The organism is Flavobacterium sp. 22659 (assembly GCF_052044235.1).
Classification (GTDB): domain Bacteria; phylum Bacteroidota; class Bacteroidia; order Flavobacteriales; family Flavobacteriaceae; genus Flavobacterium; species Flavobacterium johnsoniae.
This window is the reverse complement of the sequence record NZ_JBQEMU010000003.1, coordinates 72,966-91,118: the sequence shown is the minus strand read 5'-3', so window position 1 is coordinate 91,118 and position 18,153 is coordinate 72,966. Positions and strand designations below refer to the sequence as shown.

The 18,153-nt window shown below is 33.2% G+C and carries 18 protein-coding genes; 9 read left to right on the top strand and 9 right to left on the bottom strand.

Going from position 1 to position 18,153, the window contains the following annotated elements; translation table 11 throughout:
• Positions 1 to 102: 102 nt before the first annotated feature.
• Positions 103 to 2,862 carry a pectate lyase family protein gene (locus ACTJIW_RS04170; protein WP_440714684.1) on the top strand — a complete coding sequence of 920 codons (2,760 nt, stop codon included), beginning with the start codon at positions 103 to 105 and terminating at the stop codon, positions 2,860 to 2,862.
• 61 nt (positions 2,863 to 2,923) lie between these two features.
• Here the strand turns inward: ACTJIW_RS04170 and ACTJIW_RS04165 are convergent, their stop codons facing one another.
• The 6 genes from ACTJIW_RS04165 to amaB form a co-directional block, all read right to left on the bottom strand.
• Positions 2,924 to 3,325: a hypothetical protein gene (locus tag ACTJIW_RS04165; RefSeq protein WP_440714685.1), complete on the bottom strand. Its 402-nt coding sequence runs from the start codon at positions 3,323 to 3,325 to the stop codon at positions 2,924 to 2,926.
• Positions 3,309 to 3,872 carry a LemA family protein gene (locus ACTJIW_RS04160; RefSeq protein ID WP_440714686.1) on the bottom strand — a complete coding sequence of 188 codons (564 nt, stop codon included), beginning with the start codon at positions 3,870 to 3,872 and terminating at the stop codon, positions 3,309 to 3,311. Before ACTJIW_RS04160 ends, ACTJIW_RS04165 begins: the two co-directional genes overlap by 17 nt.
• 6 nt (positions 3,873 to 3,878) lie before the next feature.
• Positions 3,879 to 4,922, bottom strand: a complete 1,044-nt coding sequence (locus tag ACTJIW_RS04155; RefSeq protein WP_440714687.1) for a hypothetical protein — start codon at positions 4,920 to 4,922, stop codon at positions 3,879 to 3,881.
• 39 nt (positions 4,923 to 4,961) lie between these two features.
• Complete coding sequence (locus tag ACTJIW_RS04150; RefSeq protein WP_440714688.1) at positions 4,962 to 5,774, bottom strand: leucine-rich repeat domain-containing protein; 813 nt, start codon at positions 5,772 to 5,774, stop codon at positions 4,962 to 4,964.
• A 10-nt stretch (positions 5,775 to 5,784) separates the two neighbouring features.
• A complete protein-coding gene (locus ACTJIW_RS04145) occupies positions 5,785 to 6,531 on the bottom strand; it encodes a hypothetical protein (RefSeq protein WP_440714689.1) in 747 nt (248 codons plus the stop codon).
• A 103-nt stretch (positions 6,532 to 6,634) separates the two neighbouring features.
• Entirely contained in the window at positions 6,635 to 8,188 is a 1,554-nt protein-coding gene (amaB, locus tag ACTJIW_RS04140) for an L-piperidine-6-carboxylate dehydrogenase (protein ID WP_012023307.1), read from the bottom strand.
• 182 nt (positions 8,189 to 8,370) lie between these two features.
• On the opposite strand from amaB, the gene ACTJIW_RS04135 reads away from it, so the two are divergent.
• Positions 8,371 to 9,330 carry an MBL fold metallo-hydrolase gene (locus ACTJIW_RS04135; RefSeq protein WP_440714690.1) on the top strand — a complete coding sequence of 320 codons (960 nt, stop codon included), beginning with the start codon at positions 8,371 to 8,373 and terminating at the stop codon, positions 9,328 to 9,330.
• A gap of 109 nt (positions 9,331 to 9,439) precedes the next feature.
• Entirely contained in the window at positions 9,440 to 9,730 is a 291-nt protein-coding gene (locus tag ACTJIW_RS04130) for a type II toxin-antitoxin system RelE/ParE family toxin (RefSeq protein WP_440714691.1), read from the top strand.
• A gap of 2 nt (positions 9,731 to 9,732) precedes the next feature.
• On the opposite strand, the gene ACTJIW_RS04125 is transcribed toward ACTJIW_RS04130, so the two are convergent.
• The 3 genes from ACTJIW_RS04125 to ACTJIW_RS04115 all read right to left on the bottom strand — a co-directional run bounded on the left by ACTJIW_RS04125 (position 9,733) and on the right by ACTJIW_RS04115 (position 11,915).
• On the bottom strand, positions 9,733 to 10,044 hold the full coding sequence (locus ACTJIW_RS04125; protein WP_121362612.1) for a hypothetical protein: 312 nt from the start codon (positions 10,042 to 10,044) through the stop codon (positions 9,733 to 9,735).
• 141 nt (positions 10,045 to 10,185) lie between these two features.
• A complete protein-coding gene (locus tag ACTJIW_RS04120; protein WP_121362613.1) occupies positions 10,186 to 10,725 on the bottom strand; it encodes a 3-hydroxyanthranilate 3,4-dioxygenase in 540 nt (179 codons plus the stop codon).
• Between the two features lie 98 nt (positions 10,726 to 10,823).
• Entirely contained in the window at positions 10,824 to 11,915 is a 1,092-nt protein-coding gene (locus ACTJIW_RS04115; protein ID WP_440714772.1) for an endonuclease/exonuclease/phosphatase family protein, read from the bottom strand.
• Between the two features lie 139 nt (positions 11,916 to 12,054).
• Here ACTJIW_RS04115 and ACTJIW_RS04110 point away from each other — a divergent pair, with 139 nt between their 5' ends.
• The 6 genes from ACTJIW_RS04110 to ACTJIW_RS04085 all read left to right on the top strand — a co-directional run bounded on the left by ACTJIW_RS04110 (position 12,055) and on the right by ACTJIW_RS04085 (position 18,153).
• Positions 12,055 to 13,128 carry a serine hydrolase domain-containing protein gene (locus ACTJIW_RS04110; protein ID WP_440714692.1) on the top strand — a complete coding sequence of 358 codons (1,074 nt, stop codon included), beginning with the start codon at positions 12,055 to 12,057 and terminating at the stop codon, positions 13,126 to 13,128.
• 139 nt (positions 13,129 to 13,267) lie between these two features.
• Positions 13,268 to 14,167 carry a S66 peptidase family protein gene (locus ACTJIW_RS04105; RefSeq protein WP_012023300.1) on the top strand — a complete coding sequence of 300 codons (900 nt, stop codon included), beginning with the start codon at positions 13,268 to 13,270 and terminating at the stop codon, positions 14,165 to 14,167.
• A 163-nt stretch (positions 14,168 to 14,330) separates the two neighbouring features.
• Positions 14,331 to 14,702 carry a YraN family protein gene (locus ACTJIW_RS04100; protein ID WP_440714693.1) on the top strand — a complete coding sequence of 124 codons (372 nt, stop codon included), beginning with the start codon at positions 14,331 to 14,333 and terminating at the stop codon, positions 14,700 to 14,702.
• A gap of 121 nt (positions 14,703 to 14,823) precedes the next feature.
• Positions 14,824 to 15,480, top strand: a complete 657-nt coding sequence (locus tag ACTJIW_RS04095) for a hypothetical protein (RefSeq protein ID WP_012023298.1) — start codon at positions 14,824 to 14,826, stop codon at positions 15,478 to 15,480.
• Between the two features lie 390 nt (positions 15,481 to 15,870).
• Complete coding sequence (locus ACTJIW_RS04090) at positions 15,871 to 16,431, top strand: RNA polymerase sigma factor (RefSeq protein ID WP_440714694.1); 561 nt, start codon at positions 15,871 to 15,873, stop codon at positions 16,429 to 16,431.
• Positions 16,432 to 16,974: 543 nt separating this feature from the next.
• Positions 16,975 to 18,153: a FecR family protein gene (locus ACTJIW_RS04085; protein WP_440714695.1), complete on the top strand. Its 1,179-nt coding sequence runs from the start codon at positions 16,975 to 16,977 to the stop codon at positions 18,151 to 18,153.

Sequence of the window (18,153 nt, the reverse complement as noted above, 5' to 3'; positions counted from 1 at the left end):
TATGTAAATTTTACATAACTTTGTGTAATCGATTACAATTAATTTGTGTCGACAATCACAAAAAACCACAAAAACTATTATTAATGTCTAACTTAAACAATTATGAAAAAAAACCTACTTTTTCTGACTATGTTTCTAATTGCTTTTCAAACATGGTCACAACAGATTAATGAAGCAAGCGGATGGCTTGAATCAGTATTTGTAAAATGGCAGCCCGTAAGCAATGCTCAAACTTATAATGTATATTACACCGGTGGCGGACTTGTAGATCAAAAAATAGACAACGAACTTATTAGAAGTTACGGAACTTATTTTCGCGCGGACATTCCGGGTTTAAAAGCCGGATCTTATACTGTAAAAATTAAACCCGTTATTTCTGGTGTTGAAGGAACGGGAACCACAACAAGTTCTTTAACGGTTAAAGCTCATGACCGATCTGGATTTGCGTTTGCAAATTCACGCATTCCCGGCGCATACAATGCAGATGGAACACCAAAAAGCAACGCCGTAATTCTTTACATTACACAGCAAACCAAAAACACAGTTTCTTTAACGGTGACTGGCGCATCAGCAAACCCATGTGTTGGATTACAAACAATACTTGACGGCTATAAAAAAGGGAAAGACACAAGACCTTTAATTATTCGTCTGGTTGGTCAAATTACTGATTTATCGTATATGATGAATGGTGATCTTGTAATTGAGAACAACAATAATGCTGCAAGCTATATCACAATGGAAGGAATTGGAAACGATGCTACAGCAGACGGATGGGGAATTAGGGTTAAAAACGCGTCAAACATAGAAATCCGAAACATCGGAATTATGAATGTAGACAGTGGCGAAGGCGACAATATTGGATTACAGCAGGACAACGATTATGTATGGGTTCACAATTGTGATTTCTTTTACGGAAAACCTGGAAGCGATGCTGACCAAATAAAAGGTGACGGAGCTTTAGACTGTAAAAAATCAACTTATGTAACCTTTTCATACAATCACTTTTGGGATAATGGAAAAAGCAATCTTTTGGGCTTAAGCGAAGGAACTACCGAAGGTTTATTTATAACTTATCACCACAACTGGTATGACCATTCAGATTCTCGTCATCCAAGAATTCGTTATTATTCAGCTCACGTTTATAATAATTATTACGATGGTAACTCTAAATACGGTGTAGGATCTACATTAGGTTCTTCGGTATTTGTAGAAGCAAACTTTTTTAGAAATTGTAAATATCCTATGCTGACTTCAATGCAGGGAACTGATGTTTACAATGGCGCAACAGGAACTTTTTCAAGTGAAGACGGCGGTACAATTAAAGCCTACAATAATACTATGAGCGGACAAAACCGTTTTGTTGGGTATAATGCCACAACGTATCCTGTAGAATTTGATGCTTATGTTGCAGCAACAAGAAATGAAACAATCAGCAGCACTATTAAATCAAAAAAGGGGGCAAAAACGTATAATAACTTTGACACCAATTCGAGTGTAATGTATGCTTATACTCCTGAAAGTCCTGAAAATGCAAAAACAACAGTTATGCAATATGCAGGTCGTGTTTCTGGCGGTGATTTTCAATGGACATTTAACAATGCTGTAGATGATACTGCCGATGGTGTAAACATAGGTTTAAGAGATGCATTAAATACTTACCAGACAAGTTTAGTTTCTATACAAGGCGGAACAAATCCTCCGGCCGGAAATCAAACTTTAACCTCAACTTCAAATAATAACCAAACTGTTACAAGCGGTACAGCAATTGGAACAATCGTTTTTACATGGGGAGGTGACGCAACAGATGCAACAGTGACAGGACTGCCAGCATCCGGATTATCATTTGTAAAAAATACAACAGCAAAAACAATCACAATTACAGGAACTCCAACTGCCACAGTAACGTATTCTATTGCTACAACGGGTTCAGCTGGAACTCCGGCAACGGGAACTGGAACTATTACGGTTAATGCTGCAGGAACTCAAACGCTCACATCGACTAACAATAACAGCCAGACTGTTGCCAGCGGAACTGCAATAAATTCAATTGTATTTACTTGGGGAGGTACTGCTGCAGATGCTACTGTAACTGGTTTGCCGGCTTCTGGCATCAGCTTTGTAAAAAACACTTCAGCTAAAACCATTACGATTACCGGAACACCTACAGCAACGGTTTCTTATTCTATTACAACAACCGGAACAGGAACTGCAGCAACAGGTTCAGGAACCATTACAGTAACTACCGGCAATCCTGCCGGAGATGAAATACACAATTTTACAACATCTGGTAAAACAAGTGATTTCTATACCATAACGGGTAATCTTTCTACCACTAAAGGAACTGTTACTTACAATGGTTTGACTCTTACACAATGTTTAAAAATAGAATCTGCTACAAGTATTACTTTTACAACGACTCAGGCCAGCACACTGACTTTAGTTTTTGTAGAAGCTGCAGCTACAATAAAAGTTGATAATGTAGATAAAACGGCTTCAAATGGAATTGTTACGGTATCACTTGCTGCAGGAAGTCATACAATTGCCAAAAAAGATGCTTCAAACCTATTCTACATGGTTACGGCTTACAATACTGCAACGCTTAAAACAGTTCATCCAGAATCTCTGGATACAACAAGCTCTAAACCATTTTTATATCCAAATCCTGCATCTGGAACGTTATACTTATCTGATCAAAATCAGAAAGTTGAAAAGGTACAGATTTACAATGTTTTAGGAGTTTTAGTTAAAACATCTCAAAAAGGAAATGAATCTATCGATTTGGGCAGTTTAGCTTCAGGAACTTATCTAGCAAAAATATTTACTGCAGATGGTTCGATCAGCCAGACAATTGTAAAAAAATAGCAATTAGAATATTTTCTAAAAAAAGGCTTCCAATAATATGGAAGCCTTTTCTATATTACATTTATCTTTTTCTATTTCTAAATTCCTGCTGTTCGGTCATTTTACCAAATTCTTTAAAAAAACTTTTAATAGTTTCCAGATTAAACATTACATACAAAACCATTCCGAGAAAAATGGTAATCCAGCTGTACACAATTTTTACACCCGAAATATCCAAAGCCACAACATACAAAATAATCGTAGGCAGAATTGATACTAAAAGTGTTAAACCTAAAACCAGCATTAACGGATTAATAAAAAAGCTGTTTATAGTATTTAAACCAATCTTTCTTAACAATACAGCAATAATCAATAACCCAAGAATACCAAAAATTATTCCGGCAAAACCATAAATCAAAACCTGATCTTTAAGTTCGTTTATTTGATTTTCGTAACCAAAAAAAGTATTAAAGCTGAATCCCATCGTATTTTTTTTCCTCTGGTGAAACGTCAAATAAACTTTGTGTCTTGTATCCGGCTATTTTGGCCAGAATAAAATTAGGAAACTCCTGAATTCCTACATTGTAAAGATTAACACTGTCGTTGAAAAACTCACGTCTGTCTGCAATTTTATCTTCCATCTGCGAAACTCTTTTTTGTAATTCCAAAAAATTAGCGTTAGAAGCAAGAGTTGGATAATTTTCAGAAACTGCAAAAAGATTTTTCATTGCTTTTGAAAACTCATTCGCATTTTCAATTTTTTCATCGACTGTTTTTGAGTTTAGAAAATCTGTTCTTAATTTAGTCAAACTAGTGAGCATTGCTGTTTCGTGCTCCATAAATTTAGAAACTATTTTTACCAGCTCCGGTACTTCATCTGCTCTCTGCATCAAAATAACATCGATGTTTCTAAAGGCTTTTTCGTAGTTATTTTTCAGCGTAACCAGCTTATTATAAATTCTGATAAATAAATTAAAAAATATAATCAGAAGCAGTATTCCGGCAATTAATGCAATATTTTGAACAGTCATAATTCTTTAATTTAAAATGATATAAATGAGTATAAGCGTTATAAAAAACAAGGTTGTTAAAAGAGAATCTAAAAGCGGTTTGTATTTATTTCTAAAGGAAATACTTCTGGGAAGTGCAATACCAAAAACAGAATCTGAATCGCCTTTTTTGATAAACACATCTCCATTATCTGAAGAAGCATAACCAATAAGCAGCATATAATCGTTGGTTTTCAAATACGTTTCAGTATGCCTCGTTTTACCTCCCTGCTGATTGTCAATTCGATCAAAATAATACTCCAGTCCTTCCCCATCCACAATTACAGATCCGGTTTCATCTTTTATTTTAAACTTACCCGTTTTGCATTCTGTAAATATGGTGCTGTAAGTTGTTCTTCCATCATCATCCGGCTTGCTTTCTTTTTCAATTTTATAATAATAACCAATACATGGCTTGCTGAAATAAGGCGAAATAATAGGTTCTATTTCTTCTAAATCTCCTACAACTTCAACCTGTCCCATTGCTGCAGAAGCAATTTTTGAAGTCGGCAGAATAGATTGAAGCCTCATAAACTTACTCTTTTTGCTTGGAAAAAAGATATTACTAATGATAATAAAACCGGGAATAATTAAAAACAGAAGTTTCAGATTACCACTTTGCGCCAGATAAAAGAAAGCGCCTATAATACAGGCTCCTACCAAAAAACCAAGAAGTTTTTTGTCTAAAGGTGTTTTTTGAATATTATGTTTAATATTGAATTTTTCTCTTTCTTCTTTTTCTTGTTTACTGCTTCGAATGCCGGAATAAATCATTCCGATAATGGCAAATAAAAAAACAGAAGCAAATAAGAATAAAATAACCGCAAAAGGATAACTTTTATGAATCAGGAAACTGATTCCGACAAGCAAAGGAGACACAATGAAAAAAAGCCAGTCCGGAAATTTTAGATTAAATAAACCTGAAAAAATAACCGTTTGAAAGAAGGCAATTCCCAAACTGAAAATCATCAGGAATATAACGCCCGCTCCGTCTATTTCGTTTTGAGTAAGAAAATCCAAAAATTCATTCATCTTAAAAAAAGGTTACATTTAATTTTATTGTATTAATTTCTAAAATACAATTTCGACTTCGTTTGAAAGCAGTCTGCGGATCTTATTTCTTTCAGCATCAGAAATTGGATTATGACTCAAATCAAGACCAATAAGATTATGCAGTTTATTGATATCATTAGGAATTTCACTGATTTCATTATGGCTCAAAATAAGAAATTTCAAGTTTTTAAATCCTAATATTTCTAAAGGAAACTGGTTCAGTTTTGATTTTGACAAATCCAGCTCTACAACTGATTCCGGTTTTTGTTTTGCTTCTTTTAGATTATAAAAAGTCGATTTTACTTTTTTAGTTTCTTCTTTATTTTTATTCAAAAGCCCGAAACCTGCTAAAATAAGTGAGGCTAAAAAGAAGATGCACAAGAAGGCAGGCCAAACTGGATCTTCATTTTTTTCTGTTGTAAAGAGTCTCTGGTACACATAATAAGCCATTCCGAAAAAGAGCACCAGAAACAATCCTAAGACGATTAAATAAAATAAATATTTAAAAAACGTGAAAATAAGATTTTTAACGCTGGCAGTATTTTTTGCGAATTTGAAATAGAGAACCAAAAGCAAAACTAAAAACCAAAAAATGCCGGTTCCTGTTTTGGCAGCTGTGTTTCCGTTTTCAATAATAGAAAAAGTAATAAAAGTGGGAAACATTAAAATAAACCAAATAATGATTGCAGCAAAACCAATTGAAATACAACCTGGTTTACTCTCTTTTTTGTTTGATTTCAGCCAAAAATAGGCCAATATAAACGACAAAAGAAGTACTCCTATAAATCCGTATCCAAAAGGGGTAAGTCCGGCTAAAAAGATTAAATTCATTTTTTATGGTTTACCAATCGGCATGCGGAAGTTTATTTAACACATTATCCGGATTGTCGTTTATAAAAAGCTGCTGTCTGTCGAGCTTAAATTTTTTCTTTTGAGTTGTACTCGGCATACTGTCAACCATTGTATTAATCAACTCTGCTTCTGCAACTCCGTTAATCAAATCATAATCGACTCCTATCTGCGATCCCGCTCCCATATTAAAAGTATGAATCTTGGTAAGAACCAGCTCGTTATTTATGTATTTGTATTCTGTTTCTCTTGTTCCAACAGGTCCAATTCCCTGTAATGTAACACGAAGTATCCTGTCTTTATCAATATTAATATTTTCATAATCATAGGTTTTATAACCATCATACGAATATTCTGCATTCACTGCATGCCAGGAAGTTTCCTGCTGTACATAACCTCCTGTTTGTTGTTTGATAAGTACCAAAGCTGCACGGATATCTTTATTGTCGTTTTTGTTTTTTAAAACAATGACAATGTCTTTTAACTCGTCATCGTTTAAAAGACCTTCTGTTTCAAGTTGTATTTCATAAGGTTCTATAACGAAATCCTGAACTTTTTTTCCGGTTTTAGGAAAGACAGCAAGAACACCGCTGTCAAAAATTTCACCTTCTTCGCCATCAGATAACGAATCAGCAGCAGTTTCTGTTGTTGGTTTTGCAGTTTCAGAAACTTTTACCGTTTCTTTTTTACAGCTTACGGCTAAAAATATAATTATAAAGGCAAGTAATGTATGTTTCATTGATTTGGGTTTATTTACAAATCTAGATAAATTACTACAAATTTTGCATAAAAAAACCACTTCTTCTTAATAGAAAAAGTGGTTTTTGTGTTAAATTATGTTTTTACAAATCAAATTTAATCCCTTGTGCCAAAGGAAGATTTGTTGTATAATTGATTGTATTAGTCTGACGTCTCATATAGATTTTCCAAGCATCAGAGCCAGATTCACGTCCGCCTCCGGTTTCTTTTTCACCACCAAAAGCACCTCCAATTTCTGCTCCTGAAGTTCCGATATTTACGTTTGCAATTCCGCAGTCAGAACCTGTTACAGACAAAAATCTTTCGGCTTCACGTAAATTATTTGTCATAATTGCAGAAGATAACCCCTGCGCTACTCCATTTTGAAGTTCGATAGCATTATCAACATCTCCAGAATATTTAATTAAATATAAAACCGGAGCAAAAGTTTCATGCTGTACAATAGCAAAAGAATTTTCGGCTTCGGCAATAGCAGGTTTTACATAACAGCCGCTTTCATAACCTTCGCCAGAAAGCACGCCTCCTTCAACCAGAACTTTTCCGCCTTCTGCTACTACTCTGTTCAAAGCAACCGCATATTGTTCAACCGCATGCGTATCGATAAGCGGTCCAACGTGATTGTTTTCGTCTAGCGGATTCCCAATTCGTAATTGTTTGTAAGCGGCAACAAGCGCTTCTTTTACTTTATCGTAAATACTTTCGTGAATGATTAATCTTCGGGTTGAAGTACAACGCTGTCCTGCCGTTCCTACTGCTCCAAAAACAGCTCCAATAACGGTCATTTTAATATCAGCATCCGGTGTTACAATAATGGCGTTGTTTCCTCCCAGCTCTAATAATGATTTTCCTAATCTTCCTGCCACTGTCTGCGCCACGATTTTCCCCATACGAGTAGATCCTGTTGCAGAAATTAACGGAATACGTGTATCTTTTGTCAACAACTCTCCTATTTGGTAATCTCCGTTTATTAAACATGAAATTCCTTCTGGAAGATTATTTTCTTTAATAACCTGAGCAATTATATTTTGACAGGCAATCCCGCAAAGAGGTGTTTTTTCAGAAGGTTTCCAAACACATACATCTCCAGAAATCCAAGCCAAAGCCGTGTTCCAAGACCAAACCGCAACCGGAAAATTAAAAGCAGAAATAATCCCGACAACTCCTAAAGAATGATATTGCTCGTACATTCTGTGTCCTGGTCTTTCTGAATGCATCGTTAATCCGTGTAACTGACGTGATAATCCAACAGCAAAATCGCAGATATCAATCATTTCCTGAACTTCGCCGTAACCTTCCTGCAATGATTTCCCCATTTCGTAAGAAACCAGTTTACCCAAAGCTTCTTTGTTTTGACGTAATTTTTCTCCAAACTGACGTACAATTTCACCACGTTGCGGCGCAGGAATCAATCTAAAGGTTTTAAAAGCTTCTGTCGCTGCACGCATTACTTTTTCGTAATCTTCAAGTGTAGAAGTTTTTACCGATGCGATTAATTTTCCGTCTACAGGTGAAAAACTGTCTAAAATTTCGCCCGATGAAAAGTTCTCTGTTCCAGTTGAAGTTCCTTCATTAACCAGTTTAATTCCCAGTTGTTCCAAAGCTTCATTCATGCCAAATTGTGATGCTATTGTTGTCATTGTAACTTTTTTAGTTAAAATTGTTATATTTTTATGTAAAGATATTGTTTTAGAATTAATTTCAAATCGAATTGAAGTATTAAAAACAAAGTAAAATTAGTGTTATTATATAAGTATTAACGCAAATCAAGGGTGATTTATTCAGTAAATTTGATGAAATTTGCATTCCTAAAATTATAAATATGACCCATTTCAGCCGTCTTTTGCTTTGTTTTATATTGGTTTCGTTTAATGCTTTTTCTCAAAAAGAACATAAAACTTCTTTTCAGGTTGTACCTCTTGGGATAAAAGGCGGAATCGACGAAAAAAATCTTTCGGCTTATTTATTAGCGCCTTCTAACTCAAAAGATTTTATTTGTTTGGATGCGGGAACCATAAATGCCGGAATTGAAAAAGCCATTGACAACAAAGTCTTTAAAGTTTCGACGAGCGAGGTTTTAAAAAAATATATAAAAGGATATCTGATTTCGCATGCGCATTTAGATCACGTTTCGGGTTTAATCATCAATTCTCCAGCTGATTCTTCTAAAACGGTTTATGCGACTGAAAAATGTATGGAAATGATGGAAAACCATTATTTTAATGATCAGACTTGGGCTAATTTTGGAGATAAAGGACCCGGATTTCCGTTGAAAAAATATCATTTTCAAACTTTAAATTTAGGTGAAGAAACACCGCTTTCAAATACAACAATGTCGGTTAAGGCTTTTCCTCTAAGCCATGTGAATCCGTTTGAGAGTACGGCTTTTTTAATCAAAAATGATAATGACTATGCTTTATATTTAGGTGATACTGGACCTGATTCTGTTGAAAAAAGTGATAAGTTAAAAGCTTTATGGACTGCTGTTGCACCTTTGGTTCAGAGCAGACAATTGAAAGGAATTTTTATTGAGGTTTCGTTTCCTAATGAACAGCCTGATAAATTTTTATTCGGACATTTAACTCCAAATCACTTAATGACTGAGCTTCATCTTTTAGAAGAATTAGCGGGAAAAGGTTCTCTAAATAATTTTAAAATTATTATAACCCATTTAAAACCACCTGCAAAAAGTATTGCCAAAATTAAAGAACAGTTAAAAAATCAAAATAATTTAGGATTGAAGATCATTTATCCTGAACAGGGGAAAAAAATTGAATTGTAGTTTTTGTATAGACCACAGATTAAACGGATTTTATTAGCGAAGATTTGAATTGTAAATTCAAATTATTTGTAAGTTAATTTTTATATTTTAGCCGGATAAATTTTATTCAATGGAAATTATTTGGTCTAAAAAAGCACAATACACTTTTTATAATATTCGAAATTACCTCGAACAATTTTGGTCACCAACAATAGCTCAAAAGTTCATCAAAAATGTTTTACACATTTTGAGTTTATTAAAAAGTAACACAATGCTTGGAAAATATAACTCAAACTTGAAATGTAGAGAAATAGTTATTTCAAAACATATCAATTTATATTATAAAACAGAGGAAGACAATATAAAATTAATCTCTTTTTATAACAATCGTCAAAAACCAATAAATATAATTGACTTGTAATTTTATATAAGATTTTTACTTTTTAATTCAGCTAACATTTCTTCATGTGTTATAAAATCACCATTCTTCAAATCAAGTTTTCCTTGCTCAATATCAGCCTTCAAATCCAGCATGAAATTTTCTTCTGGAGAAAGAATTTTTGCAATAGACAATACTTCATCTGGAGTAAATGATTGGGTTTTTAATTTTCGATAAAATGTTGGACTTGGAATACCTACTTTTTCAATAATATAGTTTTTTTTATAAGGAGATTTGTCCATTAAAGATTCAATATTATCTACTATATTCTTATATGCGATTATTTCTTGTATCATAATTGATCTTTTTTAATATCATATTTAATACAAATATATATCAAAAATGATACACGTGATTTTCTTTAACATAAAAATAAACCCGACAGGTTTTAAAACCTGTCGGGTTTATTATTCGATTCATATTCGAGATAAATAAAATTACTTGTTAGCCGTAAATCTGGGATCTGTTTCCATTACGGTGCCGCATTTATCGCAGGTTCTTAATTCTTCTGAATTATAGAAATGTTCAAAATGAGGAAGAAAGTCTTTTTCAATATTATGTAACTCAAAATACACTTCGTACAATTTGTGATTGCAGTTGTCGCAATGCCAAAGAAGCCCGTCAGTATATCCAAGTCCTGCACGTTTACGTTCAATGACCAATCCTATTGAACCTTCGGAACGAACAGGCGAGTGTGGTACTTTTGCAGGATGTAAATACATATCTCCCGCATTTAATTCCATTTCCTTACGTTCACCATCTTCCTGAATTACCACTTTAATACTGCCTTCTAACTGATAGAAAAGTTCTTCGGTTTCATTATAATGATAATCTTTTCGTGCGTTTGGTCCGGCAACAATCATTACAATATAATCGCCTGAATCAACATATAGATTTTTATTTCCAACTGGTGGTTTTAGTAATTGTCGGTTATCTTCAATCCATTTTGTTAGATTGAATGGTTTTGCTATAGCCATTTTTTTCAGAATTTATGAAAAGCTAAGGTAGTGAAAAGTATTCAGTATACAGTTGCGGTCACAGCATTCAGATGCAACCTTTGATCAAAAACTGTGGCTTATTTTATTTCTCGTATTAAATAAATATAAACCGGAAAATGATCACTAAAACCTGCTTCTGTTAATGTATTTCGCAGCGGATAGCCTTTGTATTTTCCAGAAGCCTGAATAAGATAGGATCTGTTGAAAATACCTGCTTTCCAAAATTTAAAATTTGAAAAATCAGGTTCAATAAAAGATTTCGTCATTATGATCTGATCAAAAATATCCCAGGAATCACGAAAAGCGATGGTTCCTAATCCTCTTTCTGCCATTTCTTCAAACGGATTATAAACACCAAACTCCGGAATGTCAGCCTTTTTTGCTTTTGCTCCTAATTCTATTTTTACACTTTTATTAAAAGGGCCGTCGTTTAAATCTCCCATTGTTATAACTTTTGCCATTGGGTTTATCTGCTGTAAGGAATCAATTATTTTTCGGTTTAATCTTCCCGCTGCTTCACGAAACGGACTGCTGGCTTTTTCTCCTCCAGATCTTGAAGGCCAGTGATTGACAATAATATGAATTTCCTCATTTTCAAGAAACCCCGTAATCAAAAGCTGGTCTCTGGTAAAAACCCTGTTTTTAGTGTCGATTTTTATTTCAACATCGCCTAAATCTTCATTATTTGTTTCTTGCTGCACAGGTTTGTTTTTGTAAATCAATAATGGAATATTAGAGTACGAAGTCGGCCTGAAATATTTCTTTTGATACAAAAGTGCCACATCAATTCCGCGTTGGTCAGGCGAATCAAAATGAATGATTCCGTAATCGTAATCGGCTATTTTTTCTTCTTTTATTAAATCTTCGAGTACACCTCGATTTTCAACTTCAGAACAGCCAATTAAGGTTGGAGCATTTGAGTTTTCCGGTTTTCCAATTTCTGAAATTACCCTCGAAAGATTTTTAAGTTTTTGTTCGTATTTTTCTTTTGTCCAATGCTGAGCGCCCGTTGGAGTCCATTCGTCATCATTTGTAATTGCATCATCATAAATATCAAAGAGATTTTCGAAATTGTAAAATGCAGCAGTATGTATACTATATTTTTTAGATTGTGCGTTTGAATTAAAAAGACAGAAAAGAATCAAATAAAAAGAAAAAATACGGCGCATATCTTTTAATGAATTAAAAAAAGCCAATTTATAAAATTTTATACATTTGTAAGAATTTTCTAAATATTTAATTTTTGCATTACTTTTTTTATTTTCAATTTCTCATGTAACTTGCTGACTTAATTTGTCTCTTTAAAAAATGAAAAAAAATCATTTGTTCTTATTGCTTTCTTTATTCTTCAGCTTCGCTTATTCGCAAAAGAACAATAGGTTTGTTGACAGTATTCGAATACAATATAACATTCCAGAAGTGGCTTATGCAGTGGTTTCAGCTGATTCTATTTTAGAAATAAGTGCTTTGGGAAATAAGAGAATTGGAACTGATTTAAAAGCTGATTTGTCGGATAAATTCCGTTTGGGTTCTATCACCAAAACAGTAACAAGTTATATAGCTGCTGTTTTAGTTAAAGAAGGCAAAATAAATTGGGATACTAAGTTTTTCGACTTATATCCTGAATTGAAATCAAAAAGCAATGCTGATATTGATTTTACCTTAAAAGATTTTATAACTTTTAGAGCCCATATTCCAACTTGGTCTTATGGAAATGAAACTCCAACTCAAAAAGAAATAAAAGGAAACGACCAGCAGCAGCGTTATGAATTTATGGCGTGGTTTTTTAAACAGAATAAAATAATTTCTGAAAAACAGGAAGTATATTGGTCAAATCCCAGTTATGTAGCCGCCGGACTTATGCTCGAAAAAGCAACTGGCAAAAGTTATGAAACACTAGTAAAAGAATTGGGAAAGAATTTAAATATTGATTTCGGGTTTGGTCAGCCAAATGTAATGGATGTTAACCAGCCTTGGGGACATGACGAAAACCTAAAGCCTGAAAAACCAGCCTTAAATTATAAATTAAACTGGCTTTCATCTGCAGGAAATATAAATGTCAGCCTGCCTGATTATTGTAAATTTACACAAATGCATTTACAAGGTTTATTAGGAAAATCAAAAGTGTTTTCAGCTTCTGAATTTGATATGATGCACAATGGTTTACCTGAATTTTCGTTTGGATGGTATTCTGAAACAGATAAAAAAACGAACCTAAATTATTCTTTTCATTATGGAAACCCGGGAACTTTTTTAACCAAAGTGTATATTTGTAAAGCATCCAACAGAGCTTTTATCATCTTTGCAAATGTACAATCTGAGGAGGCAGATAAAGGCTTAATGCTTATCTTAGATGAACTGAAAAGAAAATATAACGGCTGACTATTTAATAAAAATACAATTAAGCAATAGGACTATGACACTAAAACCATTACAAGACATAAAGAGACACTTTACTATTTGTAAACTGGCATTTCTTATTTTTGCTTTCCAATCATTCACCTGTCAATCTCAACAAATCATGATAACACCGCCTTATTTACAAAAAGGAGATACTGTCGCTCTTGTGGCAACAGCCAGAAAAAATATCGACGATAATTTAAAACCTACAATAGACCTGCTTAAAAGCTGGGGTATCGAAGCTGTAATTGGAAGTTCAATTGGACTGGATTATCACCAATTAGCAGGAACAGATGAACAGCGCGCCGCCGATTTCCAAAAGCAGTTAGACAATCCAAACATAAAAGCAATCTGGTGCGTTCGAGGCGGTTATGGAACTGTTAGAATGTTAGATTTATTAGATTTTACAAAATTCAAGCAGCATCCAAAATGGGTTATTGGTTTTAGTGATGTTACGGTACTGCACAACCATTTAAATACCATGGGCTACAAATCAATTCATGGTGTTATGCCTGTTACGATTCCGCGTGCGACACCTGCTGCGATCAGCTCAATGAAATCGAGTTTGTTTGGTGAGCCATTGTCTTATTCAATTCCTCCGCATGCAATGAACCGATTTGGTCAGGGAACGGGAGAAATTGTGGGCGGTAATCTTTCTATTTTGTATAGTTTATTAGGTTCTCCATCGGCAATTGATTGTAAAGATAAAATCTTATTTATCGAAGATCTGGACGAATATCTGTATCATATTGATCGTATGATGATGAATTTAAGACGTAACGGATGCATTGAAAACTTAAAAGGAATCATAATTGGCGGTATGACCAAAATGAAGGATAATGAAGTGCCTTGGGGCAAAAATGCATTAGAAATTATTGATGATGTTACCAAAAAATACAACATTCCGGTTATTTTCAATTTCCCGGCAGGACATATTCAGGACAATCGTGCCTTAATTATGGGAAGCACAATTTCTATTGATGTAAATGCATCCGGAAGTACGGTTACTTTTCAGAAATAACAGCATTATAAATTCAATTTAAGAAAGTCTCTTAAATACCACACATAAAAAATCTCACAGAGACGCAAAGTTGCAAAGTTTAATTCTTTGTGACTTTGCGTTTTCTATTTTAAATAATCTTATATCCATCAGAAGAAACTGAAAGACTGAAACTTTAAAAAATATGGCAGAACACAATGAATTAGGAAAACTTGGAGAAGATCTTGCCGCAGAACATCTTGAAAAAGAAAATTATAAAATTCTGGAGCGAAACTGGGTTTATAAAAATGCAGAAGTAGATATTATTGCTCAAAAAGAAAACATTTTGGTAGTTGTAGAAGTCAAGACAAGATCGAGTTTAGATTTTGGTTGTCCGCAGGATTTTGTGAAACCAAAAAAAATTCAACTGCTTATTAAGGCAGTAAATGCCTACATAAACTATAGGGAAAAGGATTTTGAAGAAGATATAAATGTTCGTTTTGACATCGTTGCGATCCATAAAAACGGGGAATCATTTGCAATTGAACATCTTACTGATGCTTTTTATCATTTTTAACATAATTTTTTATTGTTATAATTGTAACAAATTGTTTTTTTATTTATCTTTGCAAAGATTTATAACATCAAATTAACTAAACCAACCCAATTAAGTTACAAAAAAAAAAAGAAAAAAAACTATGAAAACCGTTTCTTCAATCGTCGAAAATTACATCAAAACGAAACCATTTCTCTTAAACGCTTTATCTCTAGGGATTATCAACTTAACTTCTCTCTCTCGGAACATTATGACTGAGCTGGAAAATGAGTTTGGTAAAGAGGTAAAACAGGGTGCAGTTGTAATGTCTTTAAAAAGACTTACTGAAGAATTAGATTTTAAATTAAACCACAAAATCAACAAAGTAATTAAAAACATTGGTGAGATTACTGTTAGATCTGAATTGACAGATTACACTTTTGCAGCTTCTGAAACTGTTTTAAACAAACAAGCCGATTTAATTTCAGACATTAATGCTTTATCTGATATTTTCTACACCTCATCTCGCGGGGTAAACGAAACTAATATTGTGGTGAGCAGCAGTGTAAATCATTTAGTTGAAAAACACTTTATGAGAGAAAAACTAATTCAGAAATTAGATAATCTGGCTTCGATTACTGTAAAATTACCAAAAGAAAACATTGTTGTTCCTGGTATTTATTACTTCATTTTCCAGCGTTTGGCTTGGGAAGGAATCATCATCAACGAAGTAATTTCTACTTCAAACGAGTTTACTATTTTAGTAGGCGAAGACCAGGTTGATGTTGCTTTTAAAGTAATCAAAGACCTAAAAAACTAATTAAAATACATCTAAATTTTAGATCTTATTAATATTTCAATTTCGAGAATCCTTTTGTCTTTTGATGAAAGGGTTTTTTGTTATAATTATATAGCAAACATTCCGTTCTGTTTTCTCCATAATAGGAATATTCTCAAAAACTGAATTGCAAAATAGTTAATTTTTAAAATTTCAGCCAAAAATTTACCAACTTCATAAAATGCAGATACTACCGTGTTTACTGAGATTTTAGAGATAATCATCCAAAAAAAACACAAATAAGTTTTTTTTACCACTTTTTTATGAGAATATTATTTTTATATATTTGTTAACCTCTCAAAGCATTAGAGTATCGATTTTTGATAGTATCGTAATATAATTAGATTAAAATAGAAACTAATTAATTTAATTTTGGAAGCCAAAGACTATAATGACAAATTATTGGTGAGCGAACTCAAAAATGGCAGCGAAAAGGCATTTCGTTCCCTTTTTGATTTGTATTATCAGGATATTTATGGTTACAGCATAAGTTTATTAAAATCGAGAGAGGCGGCAGAAGAAAATGTTCAGGATGTTTTTATGAAAGTGTGGCAGCATCGTGAAAACCTAAATTTAGAACAGTCTTTTAAAGCTTATATTTTTACAATTGCCCGAAATCAGGCTTTTAATATATTAAATAAAGCAGCAAATGATCTGGCATTGAAAGAAGCTGTCTTTTATGAAAGCCAGAAATCGCATGAATACGGAGATTATGCGATTCGCGAAGAAGATTGCAAAAAACTCCGAAAACAAGCAATAAAACAACTGCCCCCAAAACGGAAGCAGATTTTTAAAATGTCACGAAAGAAAGGCATGAGTTACGAAGAAATAAGTCAGGAACTCGGCATTTCTATAAATACTGTCAGGAACCAAATGAGCAAGGCATTAGAATCGATGCGGGTCTTTTTTCAAGTTCATGATGAAATTATCTAACCAAAACCACATGTTAACCAATTAAAATCACTCCTTCCAGAGTGATTTTTTTTGCTTATTATGAAAATTATGGACCACAGATTGAACTGGTTTAAACAGATTTTACACAGAGTTTTTATTTCTCTCTACATATTTTTCTTCCATTTACGAAAAAATTTTCCTCGAATAATTCGTAATCATTATCAAACATAGCTCGTGGTTTTAACCACGAGGTACTACGGATTGTATAATATATTGCGTTCCCGTGGTTAAAACCACGGGCTAATATAATTGTGGAGATTCTGTGAAAATCAGTTTTTAAGATGAATCAAATGCAATTAAAAACTCTGTGTAAATCTGTTTTATCCGCTAAATCTGCGGGCAAAAAAACATCTCAAGTTATTTTTTTCAGAAAAAACTTCATTCTAAAACCTTCTCAAAAACAACCACTTAAAGCGGTTTTCACTCTTTTAAATGTTAAAATTTAAAAATTTACAACGTTTGAGTAGTACTCAAATGCTTTTCAATTGTATTATACTAAAACCCCACCAAAAACAATTCGTAATGAATTCAAATTCTGAAATAAAAAGTCTTTTAGAAAAGTTTGTTTTAAACCAATGTACACCCGAAGAAATAAACGAGGTCGTGGCTTATTACAAAAAAAATCAGCTTACAGATGATTTTCCAACTGTAGAAGATATTCAACAACTTCTTGGCGAAATGCCAAAAATGGATCAAAAGACTGCCGATGCTATTTTTATGAATATCCTTTCAGCTTCAAAAGAAGAAGAAACTTTGATTGAAATGCCTGAAAGAAAATCAAATTTCAGAAAATATATTTCAATTGCAGCCTCAATTGTGGTTTTACTTGGAATTGGCTTTTTCTATAAACAAAGCCTTGCTGATAAACCGGCTGAAAAAGAATTCGATTTCAAAAGTTCTGACATTGTACTTCAATTAGAAAATGGTGAAACTCAAATTTTATCTGAACACAATTCTGCTCAGGTAAAAGATGAAAAAGGAAACATTATTGGAAATCAAAACGGAGATAAAATCGTTTATGAGAATAGTTCAAATCCTGAAAAACTGGTTTACAATACACTTAAAATTCCGTACGGAAAAAAATTCCGCCTTCAGCTTTCAGACGGAACATTTGTACACTTAAACTCAGGAACAACTTTAAAATATCCGGTAAAGTTTATTGCTGGCGAAAACAGACAGGTTTATCTGGATGGAGAAGCTTATTTTGATGTTGCAAAAGATAAAAAACACCCTTTTATTGTAAATGCCGATGAGTTAAATGTACGTGTTTTAGGAACGCATTTTAATGTTTCAAACTATCCCGAAGATGCTTCTACAGATGTTGTTTTAGTTGAAGGATCAGTTGGAATGTATAAGGCAGATGAAGAATTTGATGCTTTAAAAAACACGATTTTAAAACCAGGTTTTAAAGGAACTTTCAATAAAGGAAATGCTGCAATTTCGACCAAAGCGGTTATCACAGATATTTATACTTCATGGATAAACGGCGGACTTACTTTTAGAAATATGACTTTCAAAAACATTATTACTAAGCTTGAAAGACGCTATAATGTTACAATTGTAAACAAAAACGAAAAACTGGCCAATGAAAAATTCAATGCAAGTTTTGGAGACGAATCTATTGATAAAGTGATGAGTTATTTCAACGACATTCACGGTATTAATTACACGATAAAAAACGATCAAATACTAATTAAATAA